A 26,599-nucleotide genomic window follows, 5' to 3' on the forward strand; every position below is an offset into this window, starting at 1 on the left:
AACCATTAGGTGTTTGTGTTGTAGGGTGTTTTTGAAAAACGTAAAATAAATAATGAAATTACAAAATAGCATATGCAGGATAATGCTGAAAATGCTGCCTGAAACCCTATAATGGATTTTAGCCATACAAAGCATTGTGGTAAAATACCACCTCCACAATATGCCATAACCAACAACGCAGAGATAAAAGAGGTTTTGTTGTGGGTGGAGTTTAAGACGGTTGGAAAAAGAGATGGAAATATCATGGAATTTGAGAAGCCGAGAAGCGCTACGCATGCAACAGATATGTATCCATGAGTCATATATGCCAGAAGGCTTAAGGCAAAACCTGTAAGGCAGGAAAGCAGAAGTGCACGCTCTTGAGAGATGTAGCGTGGTACACATATTAACCCAACCAGATACCCACAAAGCATACAAACAAGGGTGGCTGATGTAAAAAGACTGGATATTCTGAATGGAATATGAAATCCAGATGCATAGGTTCCAATAGCATCTCCAGCCAACACCTCTACACCAACGTAAAGAAACATGGCCAAAACACCAAAGCATAAGGTTGGGTTTGAATTTGTGGGAACGCTTGTTTCTATATTTTTTAGATGAGATATTTTTATATCAGGTAGAGTTGAACATTTTATATACAAAGTTGTCAGAGCTAAAAGCGTAGCCATTCCTATATAAGGCCAGTAAATTGTAGAAATGAATTGTTGCTGTAAGATCGAATTGTTTTGTGCATTGTAAGTAAGTGGAAAATCTCCAATATGCGGCATGGCAAACGCTGCCAAAGCAATAGGAGCTAAAATGCCGCCAACTTTGTTGCAAATACCCATAATTGCAATACGTTGTGCAGCGCGATCAGTTGGGCCTAAAAAGCTTATATAAGGGTTTATGGCAACCTGCAGAAGCGCCAACCCGCTACCCAAAATTAAAAATCCGCATAATGCACCAAGGTAGGATGATGTTTTCATAAATTGGCCTGTAACAATCATGCCTGCTGTCATAATGCTTAAGGCATATATCAGGCTTTGTCGCAGGCCTTGTTGTGTTACAATTTTACCGGCCGGAATGGCGAATAAAAAATATGAAATATAAAAAACAAAAGGGATCAAAAATGCGCTTATATCATCAAGGGAAAATGCAATTTTTACAAAAGATATAAGAGGCCCATTCAGCCATGTTACAAAGCCGATTATAAAAAACAATATTGCAACCAGAATAAGTGGTAGCCAGCCATAAGGCCCGGCCGGGCAGGAAACAGCGCGCCAGAAGGTGCGATTGTGCATGCAGGGCCAGGCCTTATCTGGGGTTAAAGAAAAATCAGTTTGCAGAATCAGGCAGACTGTCAATTTTCTCACAGGTATGCGCCAGCTCGGCAGAAGGATTGGGTGCTTCGCACAGGCGCTGCACATCTGGTGCACACATTTCTATAGAATTTTCAAAATCAGATTCCAGCACATCTTCCGCAATAGCCAGATCCTGATCATGAGATCGCGCTTCTTCAGCTTTAAGCATATCCTGCGTTTTGTGCAGTTCTTTCAGTGCATCAATACAGGCCGGGCTAGCTGCTTCTGGTTTAAAGTGCAATACGGCTAACTCTTTTTGTAACTGTACATTTGGCACGTTTGTACGGGCTGGCGGATCATCATCTGCGCGCGCAACTGCTGAGGCAGCAAGAGAGCCCATAAAAAAGAGGGATGCCAAAGTAAGAGGCCGAAAAAGCGGAGTGGAAGGGCGGAATAAAAACACGCGCAAAACTCTCTTAATACACAGGTCTGTGCTTCTGGGGTGTTCTGTTTTTAGCCTGTTCATGGCCAGAAGGTAAAGCAACGGGCTTTGGTAGCTATTACACAGGGTTGGCATCTGCCTGCATTTAGTGTTATGTAAAAAGCGGAAAGTCGGCAGTGGACGGACACCTTGCCAACCCGGTCAGATCCGGAAGGAAGCAGCCATGGTAAGTTTCGTCCGGGTCATTGTTCGGCTTTCCACCCGTTATTTTCCGCCAATGCGGCACGTGTTTCGCATATAAAACAAGGCGTGAACTTTTTCTTCGGGCAAGACATGAGCGACAAAACAGACGCGCAGCTTCCTCAGGATGAGGGACTCCCCAATCCTGAAATGGAAGGCCCTGGTCTGTTTGGTGATGAGCCTGCCCAACAAGTGGTTGAGCAGCTTCCCGCAACGCAGGATCAGACAGCATCGCCGTACCGGGTGCTGGCCCGTAAATATCGCCCCACCACATTTGATGATCTGATTGGCCAGGAAGCCATGGTGCGCACGCTGCGTAATGCGTTTGCACTGGGGCGGGTGGCCCACGCGTTTATGCTTACAGGTGTGCGCGGGGTGGGTAAAACCACCACGGCCCGTATTATTGCACGCGCTCTTAATTGCATCGGGCCAGATGGCAAAGGTGGCCCAACGGCAGATCCATGCGGTGTTTGCGCAAACTGTGTGGCTATTTTGAACGATCGGCACCCAGATGTGCTGGAAATGGATGCTGCCTCCCGCACAGGTGTAGATGATGTGCGTGAGATTATAGACGCCACGCGCTTCCGCCCCATGCAAGGGCGCATGAAGGTCTTTATTATTGACGAAGTGCATATGCTTTCTCGCAATGCCTTCAATGCGCTGCTCAAAACGCTGGAAGAGCCGCCTGCACAAGTTACGTTTATTTTTGCCACGACAGAACTGCGGAAGGTGCCGGTAACGGTGCTTTCGCGTTGCCAGCGGTTTGATTTACGGCGCGTTCCACAATCTGAACTGGTGGGGTTATTCTCCCGCATCGCAGATAAAGAGCATGTGCGTCTGTCACCAGATGCGCTGGCATTGGTAGCACGGGCTGCTGATGGCTCGGTGCGTGATGGGCTTTCCTTGTTGGATCAGGCTATTGCGCAGGGTACCGGCCAAACGGATGCAGATGGTGTAATTGGCGCCACAGTTATCAGTGACATGCTGGGTTTGGCAGATCGGGAAGTTGTGTTCGATCTGCTGGAAGCGGTGTTAACAGGCAAGCCAGAGCAGGCTTTGGCGTTGCTGGATGCAGCATATGCACGCGGCGCAGACCCCGGCCTTGTGTTGGGGGATATGCTGGAACTGGTGCACACTGTTTCTCGTTTGCGGGCCGTTCCCAGCTTGCGCGATTCGGCAGATATGCCAGAGGCCGAGCGTGTGCGGGGCACGCATATGGCTGATACCTTTACTGTGCCTGTGCTGATGCGTGCGTGGCAGATGCTGGTAAAAGGGATGCAGGAAGTGGAAGCCGCATCTGATAGGCGCGCTGCCGCAGATATGGTGCTGATTCGCCTGTGTTATGTGGCGGATCTGCCATCTCCTGAAGATTTAATAAAACGTCTTTCTGGCGCGGGGCATTCAGCAGGGCAGGGAGTAGCTTCTCCAAATACAGGTGGAAGTTCTCAAGCCCCCACGGCTGGGGCAAGTTCTGCGTTGCCTACGCCATCAGCTTCAGCAGGGCATCAGCCGCCGCCATTGCGTATGGTGAGTGGTGGACAAAGTGTTTCTGCCGCCGTGCCAGTCGTTGCTCCGGTTTCTGCTCCCTCTCCTGAACCACAGGTTTTTCCCAACCCACGCACATGGCGAGAAGCCGTGGCTTTGGTGAAGGACCAGAAAGAAGCCATCCTGCACGGTCAGCTTCGGCATGCGGCGCATCTGGTGTCCTTTGCGCCGGGGCATATTGTGTTGCGGTTTGAGCAGCACGTGCCCTCTGGGGCCGCGCAAGAACTGCGTAAAGTTTTGGATCGTGCCACGGGTATGTCATGGCGGGTGGGGCTTTCGGAGGAAGAGGGCGAACCCACGCTGGATGCGCAGGGGGCTGAAATCATTCAGTTTCGGCGTAAGGAAGCTGAAGCTCACCCATTGGTGAAGGCCATTCTCAAGTTTTTCCCGGATGCAGAACTGGGCGAAGTGCGTGATCATGGTTTGGATGATTACGGCCTACCGCCAGAAGAACCGGCCCCAGAACTGCTTTTTGCACCGTTGGATGCAGAGTTTCTGGATGATGATGAACGCCCCTATGATCCGGGCATGTCTCCAGACTGACTCCGGTGAGCAGGTAATGCACGCCCATCAGGCTGTGTGGTGTGACATATAGCAACAGGCTGCCAGTAACAGGGCAGTTTGAGAATAAAGGGATAGTTGATGAAAAATCTTGCCTCATTGATGAAGCAGGCCACGCAGATGCAGTCCAAAATGGAAGCAATGCAGAGCACGCTGGAAGCCATGAACATTGATGGTTCAGCCGGCGCAGGCATGGTTCAGGTTGTGCTGAGCGGTAAAGGAGACATGCGCTCCATTAAAATTGATCCCAAGCTGGCAGATCCAGAAGAAATGGAAATGCTACAGGATCTGATTGTGGCGGCCTGTGCAGATGCCCGCAAAAAGCTGGATGAAAAAGCAGCAGAAGAAATGCAGAAAGTGACCGGTGGCCTGAACCTGCCTCCAGGCATGAAGCTGCCGTTCTGATATAACGGAACGGGTAGCAGAATTGTCCGGTATGGGTGGGCAGGAAATAGAGCAGCTTATCCGGCTTTTGGGCCGGTTGCCGGGGTTTGGCCCGCGCTCTGCGCGCAGGGTTGCGCTATATTTGCTAAAGGAGCCTCAAACCCGGCTGGCACCTTTAGCGCGCGCAATGGAGCGGGCAGGCAATGCTATAAAAACCTGCTCATCCTGCGGTAATCTGGATACGATAAACCCGTGCCATATCTGCTCTGATCCTCTGCGAGATCAAGGCCTGATCTGTGTCGTGGAAACGGTGGGTGATCTGTGGGCGCTGGAGCGTGCGGGCGTGCATCGTGGAGTCTATCAGGTTCTAGGTGGCACATTGTCCCCACTGGCGGGAATCGGGCCAGAAGATCTGGATGTCGCTCCGCTGTTTGAAAAGCTGAACAAAGGCACGGTGCGCGAAATTATTCTGGCGCTAGGTGCCACGGTGGAAGGTGCTACCACCATGCATTGGCTCATGGATCAGCTTGCATCTTATGGTGGCGTGACTGTCAGCCGTGTTGCGCAAGGCGTGCCGATGGGTGGGGCGTTGGATGTGCTGGATGATGGCACTTTGGCAGCAGCACTGGGCGCACGGCGCCCTGCATGACGATAAAGGAGGCAGACACGATGCCACTGAATGGTTTTCCCATTTCGGCGGCTATTCCCCGTCGTGCATTGGTTACGGGCGGAGGTGCTCGGCTTGGCCGTGCCATAGCCCTAGGGTTGGCGCAGGCCGGATTTGATGTGGCGATTCACTATCGCTCCGGGCAGGAAGATGCGCAGGAAACAGCCGCTGCTATTAACGCATGCGGGCAAAAAAGCTGCCTGTTGCAAGCTGATCTGGCGCGGGAAGAAGGGGTAGAACCTCTGGTGCAACAGGCGTCTGCGGCCTTGGGTGGGCCGCTGGGTGTTCTGGTCAACAACGCTTCTACGTTTGAGCGGGATGAGTGGCATAATGTCACCCGTGAAAGCTGGATGGCACACCTTAAACCCAACCTACGCGCCCCGTTTGTGCTGATGCAGCATTTTGCCAAGGCGCTGCCAGAAACGGCGCAGGGCATGGTGTTGAACATGCTGGATGAGCGCGTGTGGTCTCTTACGCCACATTTTGTCAGTTATACGGTTTCTAAAAGCGCTTTGTGGACGTTAACCCAAACAATGGCGTTAGCGCTGGCCCCCAAAGGCATACGTGTGAATGCTATAGGCCCCGGGCCAGCATTACCCAGTACGCGGCAGACAGAAGAGCAGTTTGCCCGGCAATGTGCATCTGTGCCTTTGGGGCATGGCACATCACCGCAAGAAGTTGCGCGCGCTGCGCTGGCGCTGCTGGCTTTGCCCTCTGTAACAGGCCAGATGCTGGCGTTGGATGGCGGGCAGCATTTACAATGGTCTCCGGCTTTGCCTGCCGGTGCTGTATTGGAAGAATAGAAAATGGCTGTTTTTGCTCCATGGGCGGATCAGCCGCCTTTGCGCCGTCTGTTTATCCGCAACATGATTCTGGACGCCAATATTGGCGTCTTTCCGCACGAACAGGGGGTATCGCAACGCATTCGCGTATCCGTTTCGTTCGGTGTGGATGATCGGACAGATCTGGAAATTGGCGCGGATGATTTGAGCCGCACAGTTTCCTATGAGCAAGTGGTTGTGCTGGTACGCCAGATTGTGGCGGAGGGGCACGTAAGGCTGGTGGAAACGCTGGCTGAACGTATTGCCGCCGGTGTGCTGGCAGATAATCGCGTAAAGGTTGTGCGGGTACGGATTGAAAAGCTGGATGTTTTTGAAGAAATCGAAGCCGTAGGGGTGGAAATAGAAAGACGTTCAACAACTCCGTAAAAAATTGATGAGATCTTCATAAAAAAGCCCGCCAAAAGGCGGGCTTTTTCTTTGCTGTGTTTATGGCAGCAGATCAGGAATCGTGTTCGTCCGAATCCGTGCTGACATCAATATCGGAGCTGATGTCATCATCATCGTCATCATCCAGATCGGCGGTATCTTCCAGTACGTCATCGGCATCTGTATCCGCATCTGTATCCAGATCAATATCGTCTTCACTGGTTTTTTTGGCGGGAGCTGCCGTTACCGGGGTGCTGGACAGAGTATCAGAATTCCGGCGCAAACGGGGCACCAGTGGGGGCTGTTCCGTGCCACATTTGGGGCATACGGCAGGAGTGCGGTTTAGATCATAAAAATGGGCACCGCAGGAGACGCAGACGCGTTTGGTGCCGAGATCGGGCTGAGACATCTTGCTACCTGTCGATCCTGAGCAGTCAGATTGGGGGGCACAGATGCCCCGGAAAGAAGGACGGTTCCCTCCCGCAACACGGGGTGGAATCGAACCAGACTATAAGGCGACGCCAAATGCCATTGTGTTTTGTGTCCTGTCAAACCCGACTTGCAGAACAAATGCATTTTCTGGCAGCAGAAAGCAGTTTTTATGGTTTCTGGCGGATTGACTTGCCGCCCCACACGCCGGAATGAACAAGGTATGACACAGCAGACCACATCTTCTACTCGCCCATTACGGGTTTCTCGTGCTCCGGCTTCTCTTTCTGGTTCCATCCGGGTGCCGGGCGATAAGTCTATTAGCCATCGTGCCCTCATGTTTGCCTCCCTTGCCAAAGGGACCACGCATATTTCCGGCCTGTTGGAAGGTGAGGATGTGTTGTGCACGGCCGCAGCCATGCGTGCATTGGGCGCAGATGCCGTGCAAGAAGGCCCTGGCCAGTGGCGTGTAAGCGGGCCGGGTGTCGGCCAGCTTCAAGAGCCGAATAACGTGCTGGATATGGGCAATTCGGGCACAGCAGCTCGTTTACTGTCCGGCATTTTGGCCAGCCACGACATGACATCTGTGATGACGGGTGATGCCAGCCTGCGCCGCAGACCCATGAAGCGCGTTATGGACCCACTGGCAGGCACTGGGGCCACATTCCTTGCGCGTGAGGGTGGCCGTTTACCCATGGCTATTCGCGGCTTGGCAGATCCTAAGCCTCTGGATTACCGTCTTCCCGTTGCTTCTGCTCAGGTTAAGTCTGCTGTATTGTTGGCTGGGCTGAATGCAGTGGGGGAAACCCGCGTAGAAGAACCAGTTGCCACGCGTGATCATACGGAAAATATGCTGCGCCATTTTGGGGCAGAAGTTTCCGTAGAAAAAACGCCAGAAGGTGGTCGGATTATTCGTTTGCAGGGGCGGCCCAACCTTGTGGCGCGTGATGTTGCTGTGCCGGGAGATCCTTCCTCCGCTGCTTTCCCGCTTGTTGCCGCACTGTTGGTGGCTGGGTCTGATATCACCATTTTTGGCGTAGGGCTCAATCCGTTGCGAACCGGGTTGTTTACCACATTGCAGGAAATGGGTGCGCAGCTTGAAATCCTGAATGCACGCATAGAAGGCGGAGAACCCATGGGGGATTTGCATGTGCGGGCTTCTGCTCTCAAGGGCGTGGAGGTGCCGCCAGAACGTGCGCCTTCCATGATTGATGAATACCCGGTGTTGGCTGTTGCGGCGGCCTATGCCTCTGGTGTTTCACGCTTTTGCGGGGTGGAAGAACTGCGGGTGAAGGAAAGTGATCGTCTGGCCGCAACCGTAGCACTGTTGGAAAACAACGGAGTCCGCACTGCAGTGGAAGGGAATGACATGGTTGTGTACGGCACGGCTGGGCATATTCCCGGTGGCGGCAAGGTGGAAACCCATATGGATCATCGTTTGGCCATGAGCGCTTCTGTTATGGGGCTTGTTGCCGAAAAACCTGTGGAAATTGATGACACCTCTTTTATCGAAACCAGCTTTCCGCAGTATTTGGATCTGATGAACAGCATTGGCGCGGGGTTTGTAGCATGACGCGGGGCGGCCCAGTTATTGCAGTGGATGGCCCTGCCGCAGCAGGTAAGGGCACTTTGGCACGCAGATTGGCGGAAGCTTTGCACCTGCCGTATCTGGATACAGGCTTGCTCTACCGTGCTGTCGGGCGCTTGGCGTTGGATGCGGGGCAGGACCCAGCCTCTCCCGCGCAGGAATTTGCTGCACGTTTGTTGCCAGAAGATTTGGAAAGAACGGATCTACGCACCCCGTTGGTAGCGCAAGCGGCTAGCAAGGTGGCAGGGCAGCCAGAAGTGCGTGCCGCTTTGGTGGAAACGCAGCGCCGGTTTGCGCAGGCAAAAGGGGCTGTGCTGGATGGGCGGGATATTGGCACCGCTATTTTTCCGGATGCAGACGTAAAACTGTTTATTACGGCATCTCCCAGCACGCGGGCTTTGCGCCGTTTTTTGCAGCTTGGTGGTGACCGGAATGCTCCAGATGCCCCAACCCGTATAGCAGAACTGGAAGATGCCTTACGCACTCGGGACGATGCAGATGCCGGGCGTGCATCTGCTCCCATGCTTGTGGCGGATGACGCATATGTGATTGAGACAGATATGCTGGAAGCAGATGCCGTTTTGGCAAAAGCATTGCAGATCGTACGGGAACGACTCGCTGGAATCTCAGAATAAAAATTCTGCGAAAGTGTGTTAGAGCGGTTGCGCAATACCGTTTTTCTGGCAGTTTTCAGGCTGTGCACGGGTGGTTTGTATTGACAAGCGGCCTGTGGACAGTGTCTGTGCATGATCAAACACTGCGTACCATGCAGGTTTGTTTTTATTTTGATTTGAGGCTTGGCAAAAAGGCTACAGGGGATGGCCCCTATAGGCGCGCCAAGTAAGCCGTGCCGCAGGATGCGGGGCGCAGGAATAGCTTGTTTGCCCATTGCAGGCAGGCCCAAGGTTAACAGTTACACATGGCTTCAGCCACAACCCAGACTGCGGATCATTTCCGCGGTGAAGATTTTGCAACCCTTCTGGACGAAACCCTTGGCCGGGATTCGGGCTTTGATGGCTCCGTTGTTCGCGGCCGCGTTGTTCGTCTGACCGATGATTACGCCATTGTTGATGTCGGCCTGAAAAGTGAAGGCCGCGTTGCCCTGCGTGAATTTGCACCTCAGGGTGTAAAGCCGGAAGTTAAGCCTGGCGATATCGTTGAACTATATGTTGAACGGTATGAAGATCGCGATGGCAGCATCGTGCTTTCCCGTGAAAAAGCACGTCGTGAAGAAGCTTGGACCAGCCTGGAAAAGGCTTTCGAAGCCAATCATCGCGTCAACGGCACCATTTATGGCCGTGTGAAGGGTGGCTTCACAGTTGATCTGGGTGGCGCCATGGCGTTCCTGCCCGGCAGCCAGGTGGATATCCGCCCTGTGCGTGATGTTAGCCCGCTGATGGGTGTGCCCCAGCCGTTCCAGATTCTGAAAATGGATCGCGCTCGTGGCAACATCGTTGTGTCTCGCCGTGCCGTTCTGGAAGAAACGCGTGCTGAACAGCGCAGCGAACTGATCCAGGGCCTGACGGAAGGCATGATTCTGGATGGCGTGGTCAAGAACATCACCGATTACGGTGCGTTCGTTGATCTGGGTGGCGTTGACGGCCTGCTGCATGTGACCGACATTGCATGGAAGCGCATCAACCATCCGTCTGAAGCTCTGCAGATCGGCCAGCCAGTGCGCGTGCAGGTTATCCGCTTCAACCCGGAAACGCAGCGTATCTCCCTTGGCATGAAGCAGCTTGAAGCTGATCCGTGGGAAAATGTTGCCCTGAAGTACCCGCCGGGTGCTCGCTTCACGGGCCGCGTGACCAACATCACCGATTACGGCGCATTTGTTGAGCTGGAACCGGGTGTTGAAGGTCTGGTGCACGTGTCCGAAATGTCTTGGACGAAAAAGAACGTACATCCGGGCAAGATCGTCGCAACCTCTCAGGAAGTGGATGTGATGGTTCTGGATGTGGACAGCGCCAAGCGCCGCATTTCTCTGGGCCTCAAGCAGGTTCAGCGCAACCCGTGGGAGCAGTTCGCGGAAGAGCACAAAGTTGGCTCCACCGTAGAAGGCGAAATCCGCAACATCACCGAGTTCGGTTTGTTCATCGGTTTGTCTGCAGACATCGACGGCATGGTTCACATGTCCGACCTGTCTTGGGACGAAGCGGGCGAAGAAGCCATGAAGCATTACGAAAAGGGCCAGGTTGTCAAAGCCAAGGTTCTGGACGTGGATGTGGAAAAAGAACGTATCTCTCTGGGCATCAAGCAGCTTCAGGAAGATCCGGCAGCCGATGCGCTTGCCAGCGTTCAGAAGGGCTCCATCGTAACCTGCATCGTGACCGCTGTTCAGACGAACGGTATCGAAGTGAAGGTTGACGATGTTCTGACCGGCTTTATCCGCCGCGCTGAACTGGCCCGTGATAAGGCAGAACAGCGTCCGGAACGCTTTGCTGTTGGCGAACGCGTGGATGCAAAGATCATCTCTGTTGATCGTGCAGCCCGCAAGCTGGCCCTGACCATTAAGGGCCGTGAAGTGGAAGAAGACAAGCAGGCCATTAACGAATACGGTTCTGCTGATAGCGGCGCTTCCTTGGGTGATATCCTGGGTGCAGCTATCCGTCGTCGTAATACAGACGGCGAAGACTAATTGTTCAGCCATAAAGGGGCGGTCTGGCTGCTCCTTTATGTTTTTTGAACATTACGTTTTAAGAAAATGGCGTCGGTTTCCGGCGCCATTTTTTTTGTGCTGTGCCGTGTTGTGATGAGAGTTACGGACAGAAATCACGCGGATATCCGCCAATCTGTGCCACACTGTGTTTCAGATTCATCAAAGAACTGGAGACACAACGGAATGGTGCGCAGGAACATAACGCTGAATCAAAAATCACTCAGCCCTATAATCAGCTCAAAACTTGCACGTCGGCATCTGCTTGTAGCTGGTGGCATAGGGTTAGGTCTGGCATTTTCCCGCGCAGCGCGTGCAGTGTCGAGAGCTATTGTGCAAACCGGGATGCATGGTGATCAGGGTTATGAATCCGCTGGGTCGTTCGAGATTGTGGCAGAGTTTTATGGGCCGGGGCCATCAGGCATTGTTGTTACGGATAATGGCCGTATTTTTGTGGGCTTTCCGCGGCATGCCATCAACCACAAAGGGGCTACGCTGGCAGAGTTGGTAAACGGCCATCTTGTTCCGTGGCCAAGCGCTGCGCTGAGCATGCCATCAGATGCACCTCCGGCAGAACGCCTTCTTTCCATCCACGGTATGACACAGGATACGCGCGGTTTTATCTGGGCGATTGATGACGGCAAATTGGCTGGCTTACCTTTGCAGCCGGAGGCTGCAAAAATTGTCTGTTTTGACCCTGCTACTAATAAATTGGTGCGTTCTATCGTTCTCAAATCACCGACTTTGTTGCCTGATAGCCATATGAATGATTTGCGGGTGGATCTTACGCATGGGGCGGAAGGAAGTGTTTACGTGACCGATAGTTCCTTCGGCCATAGCCCGGCTTTGGTGGTGGTGGATATTGCCACAGGACAGCAAAAGCGCGTGTTGGGGAAGCATCCATCCATACAGGCAGAAGCAGGTTTTATGGCCGTGGTGGAAGGGCTGCCGCTCAAATATGATCCCGCGCAAAAACCTAAATTTGTTACCGGCGGGGTAGACGGCATTACTCTAAGCCCAGATTCCAGTCGTGTATTTTATTCACCTCTTACCAGCCGCCGCTTGTATAGTCTGCCAACGGCTTTGTTGTCTGATATGTCTGTCTCAGAAAGTAATTTGGCTGCTGCGGTAAAGGATGAAGGGGAGAAAGGCGTTGCGGATGGTCTGGCAACAGATGCACAAGGGCGCATTTACACCACCAATTTCGAGCATGATGCTATTTTCCGCCGCAATACCGATGGTTCTATGGAACTCATGGTGCATGACCCGCGCGTGCTTTCCCCAGATGGTATTTTTTGCACGCAAACCCATGTTTACTGCACGTTGGGGCAATGGAATCGGCTTGCCGGGTTTCATGATGGCAAAGATGAACGCCAACCACCGTATTTGCTGATTCGTTTCCCCATTCAGGGGCCACCTGTCAGTTCCGCAGAACCGGCAGGTGGTTAATCCGAAATGCGGCTTTTTAGCTCAGGCACGCTTTTTTAAAGGCATCAAACGCGCGGGCACGGTGGCTGATTGCATTTTTTTCTGTATCAGCCATTTCTGCAAAGGTACGGGTTTCGCCTTCGGGGGCAAAAATGGGATCATACCCATGGCCATGCGTGCCGCGTGGTGGCCAGACAATCTGGCCATCTATACGGCCTTCAAAGCTTTCCGTACGGCCATCAGGCAGAGCCAGACACAGCACACAAATAAACCATGCGTTGCGTTTGCCTTGGCCAATACCTTCTTCAATACGCGCCATAGCCCCAGCAAAATCTTTGTTGGGGCCAGCCCAGCGGGCAGAATAAATGCCCGGCGCGCTATCTAGAGCTGCTACGCATAGCCCAGAATCATCGGCCAGTGCTGGCAGGTTGGCAGCTTTGGCTGCGGCTAAGGCCTTAATGGCAGCGTTGCCAGTAAAGGTAGTGGCCGTTTCTTCTGGTTCTGGCAGGTTTAGCGCACCAGCAGAAACAACCTTGATGCCAAAATCAGCCAGCAGCGTGGCAAATTCTGCCAGCTTGCCAGCATTGTGCGTGGCAAGCACAAGGGTGCTGCCACGTTCTAGTTTTATAGAATTCATGCGTGCTTTTTTTCCGCAGCTTCCACGGCAGCTATCTGGGCTTCAAACAGCTCGGTCACACCTTTGCGGGCCAGTGCGAACAGGTTGTCAAACGCGTCTTCTGTAAACGGTGCGCTTTCTGCCGTGCCCTGAATTTCCACAATGCGGCGGTCTGCTGTCAGCACAAAGTTGGTGTCGGCAGAAGCAGAGCTATCTTCCACATAATCCAGATCCAGCACAGCGCCTTCCGTTGTTAACCCACAGGAAACAGCCGCAACCTGTCCCCGCAGCGGCAGCCGAGGCAGCACGTTGGTCGCAACCAGTTTGCCAAGGGCCAGACGCAGTGCCACCCATGCACCTGTAATGGAAGCGCAGCGCGTGCCACCATCAGCGTTCAGCACGTCACAATCCAGCGTAATGCTCATTTCACCCAGAGCGTTCAGATCTGTTACCGCGCGCAGGGAACGGCCAATAAGACGCTGAATTTCCTGCGTGCGACCAGACTGTTTGCCCTTGGCGGCTTCACGGTTGCCGCGTGTGTGGGTGGCGCGGGGCAGCATGCCGTATTCGGCCGTAACCCAGCCGGTGCCTTTGCCACGTAAAAAAGGCGGTACGCGGTTTTCTATACTGGCAGTGCACAGTACTTCCGTGCCGCCAACACGGATAAGGGCAGAACCTTCAGCGTGATGGGCAAAGCCGGTTTCAATGGTAATGGGGCGCATCTGGTCTGGCTGGCGGCCTGAAGGGCGCATAGAAAGCTCCTTGGTAAAATTAAGATGTGTGGCGCGTATGATGCGCTTTTGTCGGCAGTAAAACTGCACGAATAAGGTATATAAAGGCTATCCAGGATTTATGGATATACGAAGGAGCCCTTGTGTCATGAAGCGTGGTTTGCTGCCAGTAAAAGCTGCTCTGCCTCCGGGGCTGAATGCACGGTCTGCGGCTATTCTGCGTGAAGTGGTGGAAGAATATGTTGCGAGTGGGGAGCCCGTTGGTTCGCGCACGGTGTCTCACAGGCTTGGGCTGCCGCTTTCTCCGGCCACAATACGCAACATCATGGCTTCCCTTACAGAAGCTGGATTGCTGTTTTCCCCCCATACGTCTGCCGGGCGGCTGCCTACAGAAAAAGGATTACGGCTGTTTGTAGATGGCTTGTTGCAGTTTGGCGCGCTTTCGGAAGAAGACCAGCGGGTAATTGGCCAATCTCTGGAGGCCAAGGGGCGTTCATTGCAAGATACGCTTACGGAGGCTTCTTCGCTTCTGGCAGGTATGTCCGATGCCGCAGGGCTTGTGGTGGCACCCAAAGGGGACGGAGGTATCAAGCATATTGAGTTTGTGGCGTTAGGCAGCAACCGTGCACTGGTTATTCTGGTGGGGGCGGATGGGCATGTTGAAAACCGTGTGATTGAAACGCCTCCGGGTATGCCGCCTTCCGCTTTGGTGGAGGCTGCAAATTACCTGAATGCACGGGCCATGGGTGCATCTTTGCCGGATTTACGCATGCGCGTAAGTTCTGAAATGACGGAAGACCGGAGCATTCTCAACGGTCTAACAGCAGAGGTGGTAGAAAGTGGTCTTGCTATTTGGGATGGTGGCGGAGATGGGCTGGGCGGCACCCTGATTGTGCGCGGGCAATCCCGTTTATTGGCTGATGTCGATGGGCAGGACAGGCTATTGGCCATTCAAACACTGTTTGACCGGCTGGAAGCGCAGGAAACCATGCTGCGTCTGTTGGAGTTGGTGGAGAGATCAGAGGGCGTGCGTATTTTTATTGGTGCGGAAAGTGGGTTGTTTGGGGCCACGGGCATGTCCGTTGTTATGGCTCCAGCCCGGAATGACGCGAACCGGGTTGTAGGTGCTATTGGTGTTATTGGTCCTACCCGCATCAATTACGGGCGTATTGTGCCGGTGGTAGATTATACAGCCCGCCTGCTAGGTGAAATGTTAGGTTAGTAACTGTTTGTGCATGTGGTCGGAATTCGGCCATGATTTTTATTACAATGCGCAAACAGGGCAGACGATTATGTGTGAGAATGGTAAAGGGCCTGTATGACAAGCGCTCCGTCTTCTGGTGATCCGGGTTTATCTTCCAGCCATTCTCAAGGCAGGCCTCCGCAAAATCGCAGGCCCGATCTGCGCCGCCCACGTTTTCGACAGTGGCGGAAGGTAATTGGAGCAACGGCTGCACTGGCGTTGGTTGGCACAACGGGCGCTGTGGTTCTGCTTTGGTCTCAGTACGAAGGGATTGTAGCTGATCTGCCAACGGTAGAGGGCTTACGCTCCTATCAGCCGCCAGTCATGAGCCGCCTTTACGCTGGGGATGATGAGCTTATTGCTGAACTGGCTAATGAGCGGCGTATTTTTGTACCCATCAGCGCTGTGCCAGATAAGGTAAAAAACGCTTTTGTTGCGGCGGAAGACCAGAAATTCTGGACGCATAAAGGGGTGGACCCCGTTGCTATTGCCCGTGCCGGGCTTACAGATTTAACGCGCGGTAAGGGCAAGCGGCCCATTGGGGCGTCCACCATTACGCAGCAGGTGGCACGTATCATGCTGCTGGGCAGCAATGCGGTGTCTTTCCAGCGTAAAGCCAAGGAAGCTTTTTTGGCCATGCGGGTGGAGCAGGTGCTGCCCAAAGATAAGATTCTTGAAATCTATCTCAACGAAATTTATCTGGGCAGCGGGGCATATGGTATTGCCGCGGCATCCCAAACCTATTTCAACAAGCCGCTTGATCAATTGGATGATGCAGAAGCCGCGTTTTTGGCGGCGCTGCCAAAGTCTCCCACCAATTATAATCCAGTACGTTTCCCAGATGCAGCCAGAGGGCGCAGAAACTGGGTGCTGGAACGTATGGCTGATATTGGTGCCATTACGCATGATGCGGCCCGCGTAGCAGAAGCCCAACCACTTACTACCCGCAGCTTCACCCGGCCCGGCCCGGCGCCAGGGGCTGAATGGTTTGCGGAAGAAGTGCGCCGCGAACTGATGGAGCGTTACGGTCAGGACGTAACAATGCAGGGGGGCTTGGATGTTCATACCAGTCTGGATCTGCCACTCCAGCGCAATGCGCAGGATATTTTGCGCCAAGGCTTGATGGCGTATGATCGTGCGCATCGTGGCTGGCGAGGGCCTGTGCACCATCTTTCCGATATCGGGTCATCTGCCTCTACGGCAGACTGGGTGCAGGCTTTAAGGGGGGTGCCCGTGCCTGCTGGTATGCTCGACCAATGGCGTTTGGCTGTTGTTCTGGATGCAAAGGGGCAGGTGGGCTGGCTAGAAGGCAGCGTGGTGCGGCGGAACAATGCTTCCCAAAGCGGAGGAGAGCCCCGTACAGGCGTTGTGCAGGCCAAGGATATGGCATGGGCGCGGCGCTTCAAACCATTGCGTGTGGGTGATGTGGTGATGGTGCAACCGCAGGCCGAGGGGGGGCATGTTGCCCTTATGCAGGTACCTGTGGTGGAAGGTGCCATTGTTACCATGAACGCGCGCACGGGCCGGGTTCTGGCTCTGGTGGGGGGATGGTCATTTCAGGCCTCGCAGTTTGATCGCGCAACGCAGGCGCTGCGTCAGCCGGGGTCTTCCTTCAAGCCATTTGTTTATCTGGATGCCATGGAACAGGGGATTTCCCCTTCCCAGAAGTTTGATGATTCCCCGGTTTCCTACGGGGCATGGCATCCTAATAACTATGAAAAAGATTTCTGGGGGCCCACCACTCTGCATGATGCGCTGCGTGAATCGCGCAACCTGGTCACTATTCGTTTGGCGGCCCATCTGGGCATGAAAACCGTAGCGGATATGGCAACCAACCTGGGGCTGGTGGATTCCATGCCGCATGTGCTGCCCGCAGCGCTGGGGGCAGTGGAAACCACGGTGCTGAAAGAAGCTGGAGCCTATGCTTCGCTCGCAGCAGGTGGGCGCAAGGTGACGCCAACTTTGGTGGATGACGTGCAGGACCGAGAAGGGCACGTGATCTGGCGTCCGGAGGGGCTGGCATTGACCACAGCCGCCTTAGCGCAACCCAATAGCGGACAAACAGCAGATCAACCTGCCGCTGATGCTGTGTTTCCAGATGCGCCGTCGGATCAAAAATCTGGAGACGCAGGAAAAGTTGCGCCAGCACCAGCGCCTGCACAACAGCCTATTGTGATGCCGGGGCAGAATGATCTGCCTGCCTTGCATGATAGCCGACAGCAGGTGGCATCCGCCCAAAGTGCGTTCCAGATTACCACCATGTTGCAGGATGTTATCCGGCGCGGCACGGGTATGCGGGCTGGAACAGGCATAGATGTGCCAATTGCAGGCAAAACCGGCACCAGCCAGAACTTCAATGATGCATGGTTTGCTGGGTACACCCCAGATATTGTAACCGTAGTGTGGATTGGGTTTGATACGCCGCAGTCTCTCGGCAAGAATGAAACCGGTGGCGCTATTGCGGGCCCCTTGTGGAACAAGGTGATGAAAACCGCCTTGGATGGTTACCCACGGCAGGACTTTGTGCCACCTGCGGGTATTACGCTTGTGCAGTATGATACGGGCAGGGGCGTGGCGATAGATGCCTTTAAGGAAGGGCAGGTGCCGGGGCTTAGCGCAAACCTTTCAAGCAACGTAAACCCGCAGGAACTTACAGCAGCAGATACAGGTGCTGAAAACATGCCTGATTCTGAAAGCGATATGGCGGCTGAAGGTTCTGGCGGTGGGCAGGCTGGGGGAGCGCACCTTCTGGGGCTGGTGGATCGTCTGGTTCTGCGGCACCTTCTGCGCCAGCTGGGGGTGACATTGGTATGGGTGGCCTTTATTGAGAGACCAGCACCGCACTGTCTTTTTTGACATGATAGAAAAATATGGAGAATCGGCCTGATGTCTGCCGAGACTGAAGCCCTTAACGACCAGATCAAGCAGTCAGTGGCACTGCTGAGGAGGCATCTTTAACTGGGATGTCGCTCAGGAAAGACTTGCTGAACTGAACAACCGGGCAGAAGACCCCGATTTGTGGAACGATTCAGACGCCGCGCAAAAAATGATGCGTGAGCGTACTCTTCTGGCCAATCAGATTGAAGGTGTGGAAGCGCTTGAAACCAATGTGCGCGATACCAGTGAACTGATTGAACTGGCAGAAGCCGAAGGTGATGCGGATTTGGTGGCCGAAGGCATGGCCACGCTGCGTGATCTGGCGGAAGAAGCCAAACGGCGTGAAACAGAAAGCCTGCTTTCTGGCGAAGCAGATAGCAATGACTGCTATCTGGAAGTCAACGCAGGTGCTGGTGGTACGGAAGCGCAGGATTGGACAGAAATGTTGCTGCGCATGTACACTCGCTGGGCAGAGGCGCATGGCTACAAAGTCACGCTGATGGAAAGCTCCGAAGGTGAGCAAGCAGGTCTGAAATCCGCCACCATTCAGGTTTCTGGCCCCAATGCGTATGGTTGGTTGAAAACAGAAGCCGGTGTGCATCGTTTGGTGCGTATTTCACCGTTTGATGCTGCCGCCCGGCGCCAGACATCCTTTGCATCTGTTTGGGTATATCCCGTTATTGATGATTCCATTGAAATCGAGATCAATGACGCAGATCTGAAGGTAGATACCTTTAGGGCCTCTGGTGCCGGTGGGCAGCACGTTAACAAAACGGATTCCGCTATCCGTATCACACATATGCCCACAGGTATTGTTGTGGCGTGTCAGACGGATCGTTCCCAGCACCGAAACCGTGCAACGGCCATGCAAATGCTGCGTGCGCGTTTGTATGAAGCAGAGTTGCAGAAGCGCGAAGCCGAGGCCGCAGCGGCAGAAGCCGCCAAAACGGATATCGGCTGGGGGCATCAGATCCGCTCTTACGTGCTTGCACCTTACCAGATGGTAAAAGATTTGCGCACAGGGGTAGAAACCGGCAACCCGGATGCCGTGCTGGATGGAGATCTGGATGCCTTTATGGCGGCAGCACTTGCCATGCGCGTAGGGGCAACGCGGTCAGAGGCCAGCGCCTCTGCTCAGTAAGTATTTATTTCTATATCGGAATAAAAATACAAAAAAGCAGGCTCCAGTTTGGGCCTGCTTTTTTGTTGTGCTGAAAGACAGAACTGAACAGAGAAAACGCCGGCAGAGCCGAGAAAACTCCGCTTTAGAGAGAGTTTGTTCCTAAGCCAGAACAGATTGTCTTTATGAAAGAAAATGTGAAATTAGCAGAACATTCTTGACAGAAAGCCTATCTAATTGCCCAATCGAAAGTTGGAAAAGGTTACCTGTATGGCAGAACAGCAATCTGTTATTGTCATACCAGCGTAAACAGGCTCCGGTAACGCCCTGTGCATCAAGGGTAAGACAATAGCATCTGTTGAGATGCAGGGTGACAAAGGAGGACGTGCAAATATGAATGACTACGAGCAACAGCCGGGCTCGGTGAAATATACGTTCCGGGTAGGGGCTGTTGTCAGTGTTGTTGCCCTGCTGGTGGTTGTCGCGCTGCATCTTATGGGCGTGCTGGGGCTGATGTACGGTATGGGAACCACAGCAAGCGTTCCCGTTACACATCCACCTATCAAAACAGTCATGCTGCCGCCGCCTCCACCGCCCCCGCCACCACCTCCACCGCCTCCACCGCCGCCGGTTATGGCAGTGCCTCCGCCGCCATATATTCCGCCGCCCAAGATCAAGGTGCCGCCACCGCCCAAGCCGCCCATCAAGCATGTGGCCAAGGCGCCGCCCAAGCACCCAACGCCACCGCAAACCAAAACGGCAGCGGCACCGCCAGCAGCAACTGCTCCAAGCAGTGCGGCAGCAGCAGGGAATGGCACAACAGATGCACCAGATACATCTGCTGGTTCGGCACCTTTAAACAATGTGCAGCCGGTCTATCCGCCAGAAATGGAGGAAGACAATATTGAAGGCCGCGTTACGTTGATTTGCGATGTGGAACCTTCGGGCATGACCAGCAACTGCCATGTGCAGTCGGTTTCTGGGGGGCAGGCCTTTGCTCAGTCGGCGTTGGATTATGTGCACAAGGCCCGGTATCGCCCGGCCACGCGCAATGGCGCTCCGGTGAAGGAACTGCACAAGGTCTATGTCATCCGCTTTAGGCTGGATGACTAAAACGGGGTCAGTTTTTCATACTGGCCAGTAGTACAAATACGGATTGCCCAATCTGTTTGCGTAACAGGGTAGCGGATTGGGCCCTGATGATGAGGATTATGAGGAAGATGACCAGACTGCCCCGTTCTTTTGTGTCAGGTCTTGCCGCTCCGGCTCTGGCGCTGCTGATGAGCACGGCCGCCCCAGTTGCGGCCTTTGCGCAGGATGCAGCCCCCACAGTGCCTGCGGCCACGGCTCCAGCCCCCGATGCGGCGCCATCTTCCGCACCGGCGCCTGCCGCCACACCGGATGCCACCCCAGCACCCGCACCGGCCGAACAGGCCCCACCTGCGGCAGACACCAAGGAAGAAGCCAACCCCTACGGTCTGGGGGCTTTGTGGTCCAACGGTGATATCATCGCCCGCGGCGTGCTGCTGATCATGCTCATCATGTCTTTGGGCACATGGTATATCATGATCACCAAGTTCATTGAGCAGGCCCGCCTGTTTGCCGCCGCCAAGGAAGCCACCAAAAGCTTCTGGACCAAACACAGCATTCAGGAAGGCGCTTCAGCTCTCACCTCCACATCCCCATTCCGCTATATTGCTGATACCGGTATTGTGGCGGCCGAGCACCATGAAGGCACGATGCAGGAAAGCATTGATCTGCATAGCTGGACGGGCATGTCCATTCAGCGCGCGGTGAACAACATCCAGAACAGCCTGCAAAAGGGCCTGGCCTTTTTGGGCACGGTGGGCTCCACTTCTCCGTTCATCGGTCTGTTCGGCACGGTGTGGGGGATCTACCACGCGCTGACAGCTATCGGCATTGCCGGTCAGGCATCTATCGACAAGGTGGCGGGGCCTGTGGGTGAATCCCTGATCATGACGGCCATTGGTCTGGCAACCGCCGTGCCTGCCGTTCTGGGCTACAACCTGCTGGTGCGCCGCAACAAGACAGCCATGGATCTGGTGCGTGACTTTGCGTCTGACCTGCAGTCCATCCTGATCGGGGGTGTGCGCCACGGTGCGGCTGCAGAGCAGATTGAGGTGCGCCCAGACAACTCCCCCACCACAGCCACGGTATCCAACCGCGTCGGATAATCGGTCAGGTCAAGGCTAAGGAGAGCGCTTATGGGCATGCAGATTGGCGATAGTGGCGGGGAAGACGACGTCGTCTCCGCCATCAACACCACACCGCTTGTGGATGTGATGCTGGTGCTGCTGATCATCTTTCTGATCACCATTCCGGTGGCGACACATACCGTCAAGGTGCATCTGCCCAAGGACACGAACCAGCCCACCCAGACCAAGCTGAGCAATGTGGTGTTGGCTGTCACGGCAGATGGGCAGACCTTCTGGAATGAAACGCCGATCAGGGATCGGGCCGATCTTCTGGCCCGGCTGGAGAAGGCAGCGGTGCAAAAGCCCCAGCCGCAGATCCAGATCCGCGGGGATGTGACCACACGCTATGAGAGTGTGGGCCGTCTGGTGGCGACGTGTCAGGAAGCGGGCATCAGCCATATCGATTTCATTACGGAAAAGCCGAAATAGGCAGGGGCGGGTGGCGCAGCACGCCACCCCATCCTTGTGGGGAGAGCACAGCCATGGGCATGAATGTTGGCTCTGAGAGCACAACGGAAGATGAAGGCATTGTTGACATCAACACCACGCCACTGATTGACGTGATGCTGGTGTTGCTGATCATGCTGATCATCACCATCCCGTTGCAGACGCAGGCGGTCTCGATTGATCTGCCGCAGGGCAACCCGCCGCCCAGCACGGAAGAAACCCCTGTGGTGACGCTGGTTGTGGACTTTGATAACTCGCTGACATGGAATGGCCAGCCAATTAATGGGGAAGCCGATCTGCAGGCGCATCTGCGCGAGATCGCCAGCGGGCCCGAGGCCAGCCGACCAGAATTCCATCTCCAGCCCAACCGTCTGGCAGACTACAAAACCGTCATCCACGTCATGGCCGATGCACAGCGCCTCGGCGTTACAAAACTCGGAATCGTCGGACAGGAACAGTTCGTAGACGGTAAGTGAGGATTTTTGAGAATGGCTTCTCGTTTTTTACGTACCCTTTTGTGTGCAACAACAGCATGGATTGTCATGCAGCCCGTTGCACATGCGGCAGATGAACTCGGCCAACAGGTTGGGACAGAACTGGAAGCCGCGCAGTCTGCTCTGGCAGCACATAATTATGCCAAGGCGATGGATGCAGTAAATGCTGCAGATGCCGTAAAAGGCAAAACAGATTACGAAGATTACACCATTGCGCAGATGCGTGCCGCTGTGGCCACACAGGCAGGCAATCTTTCGGCGGCAACAGCGGCTTACGATAAGCTGATTGCCTCCCCCCGCACGCCGCAGGCCATGAAAAATCAGATGTTAAAGTCTGAAGCGACCATGGCTTATACTGCCAAGGATTACCCTAAGGCAGTTGCCAATATTCAGCGTTACCTGAAAACCTCTGGTTCTGATCCCCAGATGGAAACATTGCTGGCGCAATCTTACTATCTTCAGAAGGATTACCCCAATACCATCAAGGTGGTGAAGCAACAGGCGAGTGCCGCCATAAAGGCCGGCAAAACACCAACAGAATCTGAACTGCAAATGCTTGCAGCCAGTGCGACGGCACTAAAGGATTCTGCCGCTACAACCCACGCATACGTTCTGCTGGCAACGTATTACCCTAAAAAGGAATACTGGGCGCTGTTGCTGCATGAACTGGTGGTAAATACCAAAATTCCGGCATCCTTACAGTTGGATGTTTATCGTATTCGTTTGGCCGTTGGGGATGTTTCCCAAGCGCGTGATTTTATGGATATGACGGAAATTGCTGTCCAGCAAAATACGCCGCAACTGGCGCTGGATCTGATGAATCAAGGTTACCAATCTGGTATTTTAGGGCAGGGGGCGGAGGCTCCCCGTCAAGCCCGTTTGAAAGCTATGGTTGAAAAAGCTGTAGCTTCCAAAAAGGCTTCCATTGCAGCAGATGAGCAGGCGGCTGCTTCTGCCAGCAATGGGGATGATTTGCTGACAGTCGGGTACAATTACGTTACTTTTGGGCAGGCTGATAAAGGCTTGCAACTTATGCAGCAGGCCATCAGCAAAGGTGTAAGTGACGTGAATATTGCGCGCCTGCACTTAGGGCTTGCAGAGCTTTATGCTGGCCATAAGGATCAGGCTCTGGTTGCTTTGCGTAGTGTTGAAGGAGATAATGGTGCGCATGATATCGCGCAGCTTTGGATCTTGCACGTGATGCAGCCCGTGAGTGCTAAATAGCTTAAACTGCGAAGTGATATAAAAAAGGGCCATCCTGATATTGAGGGTGGCCCTTTTTTATTAAGGAACGCAACTGCGGTATCGGAAGCATGAGACTGATTTTATCAGATAAGATCTTTGTTGGCGTCTTCTTCTTCCCCATCGTTAACAGAATCACGATGAACCCATGTTGAAAGGAGCAACCCAAACCCCAGCATAACATTCAGCATGGCGGAGCCACCGTAAGAGACCAATGGTAGAGGCACCCCCCCTACAGGGATAGCGCCCATCACCATGGAAAGATTAACCAAGCAGTAGAAAAAGAAGTTCATGCTGATACCAAGGGCAATAAGGCGCCCAAAGCGGTTACGGCAGCGGATAGCCATGATCATGCCGCCCAGAATGATTATGAGCAGCAACCCGATAACAGCAGCAGCGCCAACAAAGCCCCATTCTTCTGCAATCATTGTAAAAATGAAGTCTGTTTGCTTTTCAGGCAGAAAGTTTAATTGCCCTTGTGATCCATGCAGATAGCCCTGCCCCCACATACCGCCAGAACCCAAGGCAATTTTAGACTGGATGATATTGTAGCCTGCTCCTAGTGGATCATTTTCCGGATGCAAAAAGGTGGTTATGCGCGCGCGTTGGTAATCATGCAGATGGTTGTATGCAAATTTGATAAGCGAAGGTACGGGAAGTAAAAGCAGCACAATTTGCCAAAGCCGCATGCCTGCCGCAAAAAACAGAGATGCGCCAATGCCGCCAATAATGACGGCAGTGCCAAGGTTAGGTTCCTTTAATACAAGGCCAACAGGCACAAGTACGATAAGCGCAGGAGGAATCAACCACAAAGGGTTGCCCATACGGGCATAGCTTATGCGAGAAAACCATGCAGAAAGCGCCAGAACCAGCGCAATTTTGGCGAATTCTGAGGGTTGAACCTGCAACCCGCCTATAATCAACCAGCGTTCTGCGCCCTTGCCCACATGGCCCATGCGTAACACGGCGACAAGCAGGATAAGCGAAAGCACATACATGGGTGCTGCCGCGTGGATAAGCATGCGTGGGGGAAGCATGGCGATGGTAATCATCATTACCAAACCCACAGCAAAGCGTGCAGCTTGTGGGGCCGCAAAAGGGTAAGGCGTGCCACCACCGGCAGAATAGAGTGTAACGTACCCAACACCAGCCAATGTGCAGATCAGTAGAATGTACAACCAACTGATACGCCATAACTTGGACATCAGGCGGAAGCTTGGTTCTGCCCGGAGCAGCCGTTTATGAAACTTCATGGATCATTTACCAGGCTGCTTGCATCAGCTACACTTTCTGGCGGCGGCGTGGTGTGTGTTACCGGATCACGCAACAAAGTATCGCGCATGATAATACGGGCCAGAGGGGCTGCGGCATCTGCACCTGCGTTTCCGTGTTCGATCACAACAGAAACAGCATAACGTGGGGAATCATACGGGGCGAAGCAGATAAACAACGCGTGCGGCCGATACTCCCATGGCAGATTGGCAGAGTTAAAATGCCCGCTTTCACGCAATGCGCGTGAAACACGCCGTACCTGTGCAGAACCCGTTTTGCCAGCCATAGTGATGCCGGGGAGATCCAGCCGCGCTTTGGGGGCCGTTCCATGCGGTTCGTTAATAACAGCAAACATGCCAGAGCGCAGGGCTGCTAGATATCTGTCTGGCATATCAAGAGTGGGCCAATGGTCTGGCTGTACTTGCTTGCCAATTTCTCCGTTTATGGCGCGCACAAGATGGGGCTGCACGGCCCGGCCAGAGGCAATGCGGGCTGTATAGGTCGCCAGTTGTAAAGGCGTAACCTGTACAAACCCTTGGCCAATGCCGCTTACAATTGTATCTCCGCCATTCCAATGGTGGTGGTGGGCCTGCCGCCATGCGGGAGTGGGAATGAGGCCGGTGCGGGTATGGGGCAACTCGATATCCAACTGCGTGCCAAGGCCGAATTTATGGGCTGTGGCTGCAATACGTTCCATGCCTATACGACGTGCGACTTCGTAAAAATAAACGTCGCAGGAATATTTAAGCGCCAGATGCAGATCAACAGACCCATGCCCCCACCGAGACCAGCAGTGAAAGCGTGTACCACCGACATCTAGGTGACCGGGACAGAAAAAACGATCTGTGGGGGAAACAAGGCCAGATTCTAAAGCCGCCATGGCAACAGCGGGTTTAAAGGTGGAACCGGGAGGATACACCCCAGCCACAGCTTTATTGATAAGGGGTGTGCGCTGGTTGTTTGTCCATTCAATCCACTGCGCATGGCTTACGCCACTATCAAACAATGAGGGATCAAACGAGGGTGTACTGACCATGGCAAGCACCTCGCCATTCTGGCAGTCCATCACCACGGCAGAGGCTGTTTGATCTCCGATGGCGTTCAGTACTTTTTGCTGAAGCGCGCGATCTATGGTTAGGCTGATTTCTTCACCCGGCACGCCTTCTTCGCGGTTTAGCTCAGACATCACACGTCCAACGGCGTTGACCTCCATTTCCACAGATCCGGCCGTGCCACGAAGATTGTCATCCTGACTTTGCTCAATACCCGCACGGCCTACGCGCATCCCTGGCAGGGCCAACAAAGCAGAACGGGCCACATCTTTTTCATTGGGCGGGGCTACGTAGCCGATAATATGGGCGAGTAGTTCGCCTTCCGGGTAAACGCGGCGTGTGCCCACATCAATCAACACGCCGGGGAGAGAGGGGGCGTTGAGTTCAATACGTGCCATTTCATCCCACGAGAGGAAATCTCGCAGCATGACCGGCACAAAGCGCCGTTGATGCCGCATTTCACGCGCGATTCGTGTGCGGTCACGTTCATCTAGCGGAATAATGCTGGAAAAGCGTTCAATCGTGCCTGTTACATCCGTGGTTTCTTCAGGCATCAAAAGGGCGCGCCAGTTTTCCTTGTTATTGGCAAGGGCCACGCCGTAGCGGTCTACAATACGCCCGCGTGGTGGTGCCAAAAGGCGCTTGCTGATACGGTTTTTGGCGGCCATGCGGGCATAATGGTCACCATCTTCTATCTGGATTTTATACAGGCGGCGGCCAAGCTCCCCCAATGCCACCGTTTGGACAGCCATAAACAGCAGCGCTCGGCGTGTAAAAACGCCACGGGCAGGGTCTTTCTGTTCACGAACAGGTAGAAAACGCCGGTTTTCTTTCTTGCGCCGCTTCAGCCACATAAGAAGC

Annotated in this window: 23 protein-coding genes, 1 other RNA gene and 1 pseudogene; 18 read left to right on the plus strand and 7 right to left on the minus strand. The window is 54.0% G+C overall.

The window, feature by feature from the left end; genetic code table 11:
• Positions 1–5: 5 nt before the first annotated feature.
• Positions 6–1,280 (minus strand): glucose/galactose MFS transporter, encoded by a 1,275-nt coding sequence (gene gluP / locus DS739_RS00325; protein WP_035350726.1) that lies wholly within the window; start codon positions 1,278–1,280, stop codon positions 6–8.
• A gap of 34 nt (positions 1,281–1,314) precedes the next feature.
• Complete coding sequence (locus DS739_RS00330) at positions 1,315–1,857, minus strand: hypothetical protein (protein ID WP_050793146.1); 543 nt, start codon at positions 1,855–1,857, stop codon at positions 1,315–1,317.
• Between the two features lie 29 nt (positions 1,858–1,886).
• On the opposite strand from DS739_RS00330, the gene ffs reads away from it, so the two are divergent.
• From ffs to folB, 6 genes are all read left to right on the plus strand, one after another.
• Positions 1,887–1,984: signal recognition particle sRNA small type (gene ffs, locus DS739_RS00335), an RNA gene on the plus strand.
• A gap of 71 nt (positions 1,985–2,055) precedes the next feature.
• The gene (locus DS739_RS00340; protein ID WP_035350703.1) at positions 2,056–4,050 is read left to right on the plus strand and encodes a DNA polymerase III subunit gamma/tau; all 1,995 of its coding nucleotides are present in this window, start codon (positions 2,056–2,058) and stop codon (positions 4,048–4,050) included.
• Positions 4,051–4,149: 99 nt separating this feature from the next.
• Positions 4,150–4,473, plus strand: a complete 324-nt coding sequence (locus tag DS739_RS00345; RefSeq protein ID WP_035350700.1) for a YbaB/EbfC family nucleoid-associated protein — start codon at positions 4,150–4,152, stop codon at positions 4,471–4,473.
• A 31-nt stretch (positions 4,474–4,504) separates the two neighbouring features.
• On the plus strand, positions 4,505–5,101 hold the full coding sequence (recR, locus tag DS739_RS00350) for a recombination mediator RecR (RefSeq protein WP_035350698.1): 597 nt from the start codon (positions 4,505–4,507) through the stop codon (positions 5,099–5,101).
• A 20-nt stretch (positions 5,102–5,121) separates the two neighbouring features.
• On the plus strand, positions 5,122–5,922 hold the full coding sequence (locus DS739_RS00355; protein WP_035350721.1) for an SDR family oxidoreductase: 801 nt from the start codon (positions 5,122–5,124) through the stop codon (positions 5,920–5,922).
• Positions 5,923–5,925: 3 nt separating this feature from the next.
• Positions 5,926–6,327, plus strand: a complete 402-nt coding sequence (gene folB / locus DS739_RS00360; RefSeq protein WP_006116645.1) for a dihydroneopterin aldolase — start codon at positions 5,926–5,928, stop codon at positions 6,325–6,327.
• A 73-nt stretch (positions 6,328–6,400) separates the two neighbouring features.
• On the opposite strand, the gene DS739_RS00365 is transcribed toward folB, so the two are convergent.
• Positions 6,401–6,736, minus strand: a complete 336-nt coding sequence (locus tag DS739_RS00365; protein WP_006116646.1) for a TIGR02300 family protein — start codon at positions 6,734–6,736, stop codon at positions 6,401–6,403.
• A 192-nt stretch (positions 6,737–6,928) separates the two neighbouring features.
• On the opposite strand from DS739_RS00365, the gene aroA reads away from it, so the two are divergent.
• The 4 genes from aroA (at position 6,929) to DS739_RS00390 (ending at position 12,449) form a co-directional block, all read left to right on the plus strand.
• Positions 6,929–8,329, plus strand: coding sequence for a 3-phosphoshikimate 1-carboxyvinyltransferase (aroA, locus tag DS739_RS00370; protein WP_081461454.1), 1,401 nt, complete (start codon positions 6,929–6,931; stop codon positions 8,327–8,329).
• Positions 8,326–8,979 carry a (d)CMP kinase gene (gene cmk, locus DS739_RS00375; protein ID WP_006116648.1) on the plus strand — a complete coding sequence of 218 codons (654 nt, stop codon included), beginning with the start codon at positions 8,326–8,328 and terminating at the stop codon, positions 8,977–8,979. The genes aroA and cmk overlap by 4 nt, the downstream gene beginning before the upstream one ends.
• 284 nt (positions 8,980–9,263) lie before the next feature.
• A complete protein-coding gene (gene rpsA / locus DS739_RS00380) occupies positions 9,264–10,982 on the plus strand; it encodes a 30S ribosomal protein S1 (protein WP_006116649.1) in 1,719 nt (572 codons plus the stop codon).
• Positions 10,983–11,096: 114 nt separating this feature from the next.
• Positions 11,097–12,449, plus strand: coding sequence for an L-dopachrome tautomerase-related protein (locus tag DS739_RS00390; protein ID WP_170315320.1), 1,353 nt, complete (start codon positions 11,097–11,099; stop codon positions 12,447–12,449).
• 16 nt (positions 12,450–12,465) lie between these two features.
• Here the strand turns inward: DS739_RS00390 and rdgB are convergent, their stop codons facing one another.
• Positions 12,466–13,065: an RdgB/HAM1 family non-canonical purine NTP pyrophosphatase gene (rdgB, locus tag DS739_RS00395; protein WP_006116651.1), complete on the minus strand. Its 600-nt coding sequence runs from the start codon at positions 13,063–13,065 to the stop codon at positions 12,466–12,468.
• Complete coding sequence (rph, locus tag DS739_RS00400; protein ID WP_035350695.1) at positions 13,062–13,796, minus strand: ribonuclease PH; 735 nt, start codon at positions 13,794–13,796, stop codon at positions 13,062–13,064. The genes rdgB and rph overlap by 4 nt, the downstream gene beginning before the upstream one ends.
• A 100-nt stretch (positions 13,797–13,896) precedes the next feature.
• Here rph and hrcA point away from each other — a divergent pair, with 100 nt between their 5' ends.
• The 8 genes and pseudogenes from hrcA (at position 13,897) to DS739_RS00440 (ending at position 23,396) form a co-directional block, all read left to right on the plus strand.
• Entirely contained in the window at positions 13,897–14,997 is a 1,101-nt protein-coding gene (gene hrcA, locus DS739_RS00405; protein ID WP_006116653.1) for a heat-inducible transcriptional repressor HrcA, read from the plus strand.
• A 96-nt stretch (positions 14,998–15,093) separates the two neighbouring features.
• Positions 15,094–17,846, plus strand: a pseudogene (locus tag DS739_RS00410) (penicillin-binding protein 1A).
• 58 nt (positions 17,847–17,904) lie between these two features.
• A protein-coding gene (gene prfB / locus DS739_RS00415; protein WP_096884278.1) for a peptide chain release factor 2 occupies positions 17,905–19,036 on the plus strand; the annotation gives its coding sequence in 2 pieces (ribosomal slippage) (positions 17,905–17,973 and positions 17,975–19,036; 1,131 coding nt in all).
• 342 nt (positions 19,037–19,378) lie between these two features.
• On the plus strand, positions 19,379–20,128 hold the full coding sequence (locus DS739_RS00420) for an energy transducer TonB (protein WP_006116656.1): 750 nt from the start codon (positions 19,379–19,381) through the stop codon (positions 20,126–20,128).
• Positions 20,129–20,214: 86 nt separating this feature from the next.
• A complete protein-coding gene (locus tag DS739_RS00425) occupies positions 20,215–21,210 on the plus strand; it encodes a MotA/TolQ/ExbB proton channel family protein (RefSeq protein WP_198403919.1) in 996 nt (331 codons plus the stop codon).
• A 30-nt stretch (positions 21,211–21,240) separates the two neighbouring features.
• Positions 21,241–21,660, plus strand: a complete 420-nt coding sequence (locus DS739_RS00430) for a biopolymer transporter ExbD (RefSeq protein WP_035351226.1) — start codon at positions 21,241–21,243, stop codon at positions 21,658–21,660.
• 53 nt (positions 21,661–21,713) lie between these two features.
• A complete protein-coding gene (locus DS739_RS00435; RefSeq protein ID WP_006116659.1) occupies positions 21,714–22,154 on the plus strand; it encodes a biopolymer transporter ExbD in 441 nt (146 codons plus the stop codon).
• Between the two features lie 12 nt (positions 22,155–22,166).
• Positions 22,167–23,396 carry a M48 family metallopeptidase gene (locus DS739_RS00440; RefSeq protein ID WP_035353932.1) on the plus strand — a complete coding sequence of 410 codons (1,230 nt, stop codon included), beginning with the start codon at positions 22,167–22,169 and terminating at the stop codon, positions 23,394–23,396.
• A 104-nt stretch (positions 23,397–23,500) separates the two neighbouring features.
• On the opposite strand, the gene rodA is transcribed toward DS739_RS00440, so the two are convergent.
• Positions 23,501–24,667 (minus strand): rod shape-determining protein RodA, encoded by a 1,167-nt coding sequence (gene rodA, locus DS739_RS00445; RefSeq protein ID WP_006116661.1) that lies wholly within the window; start codon positions 24,665–24,667, stop codon positions 23,501–23,503.
• Positions 24,664–26,592, minus strand: coding sequence for a penicillin-binding protein 2 (mrdA, locus tag DS739_RS00450; RefSeq protein WP_006116662.1), 1,929 nt, complete (start codon positions 26,590–26,592; stop codon positions 24,664–24,666). Before mrdA ends, rodA begins: the two co-directional genes overlap by 4 nt.
• Positions 26,593–26,599: the final 7 nt, after the last annotated feature.

Source organism: Acetobacter sp. JWB (genome assembly GCF_003323795.1).
Taxonomy (GTDB): Bacteria; Pseudomonadota; Alphaproteobacteria; order Acetobacterales; family Acetobacteraceae; genus Acetobacter; species Acetobacter oryzifermentans.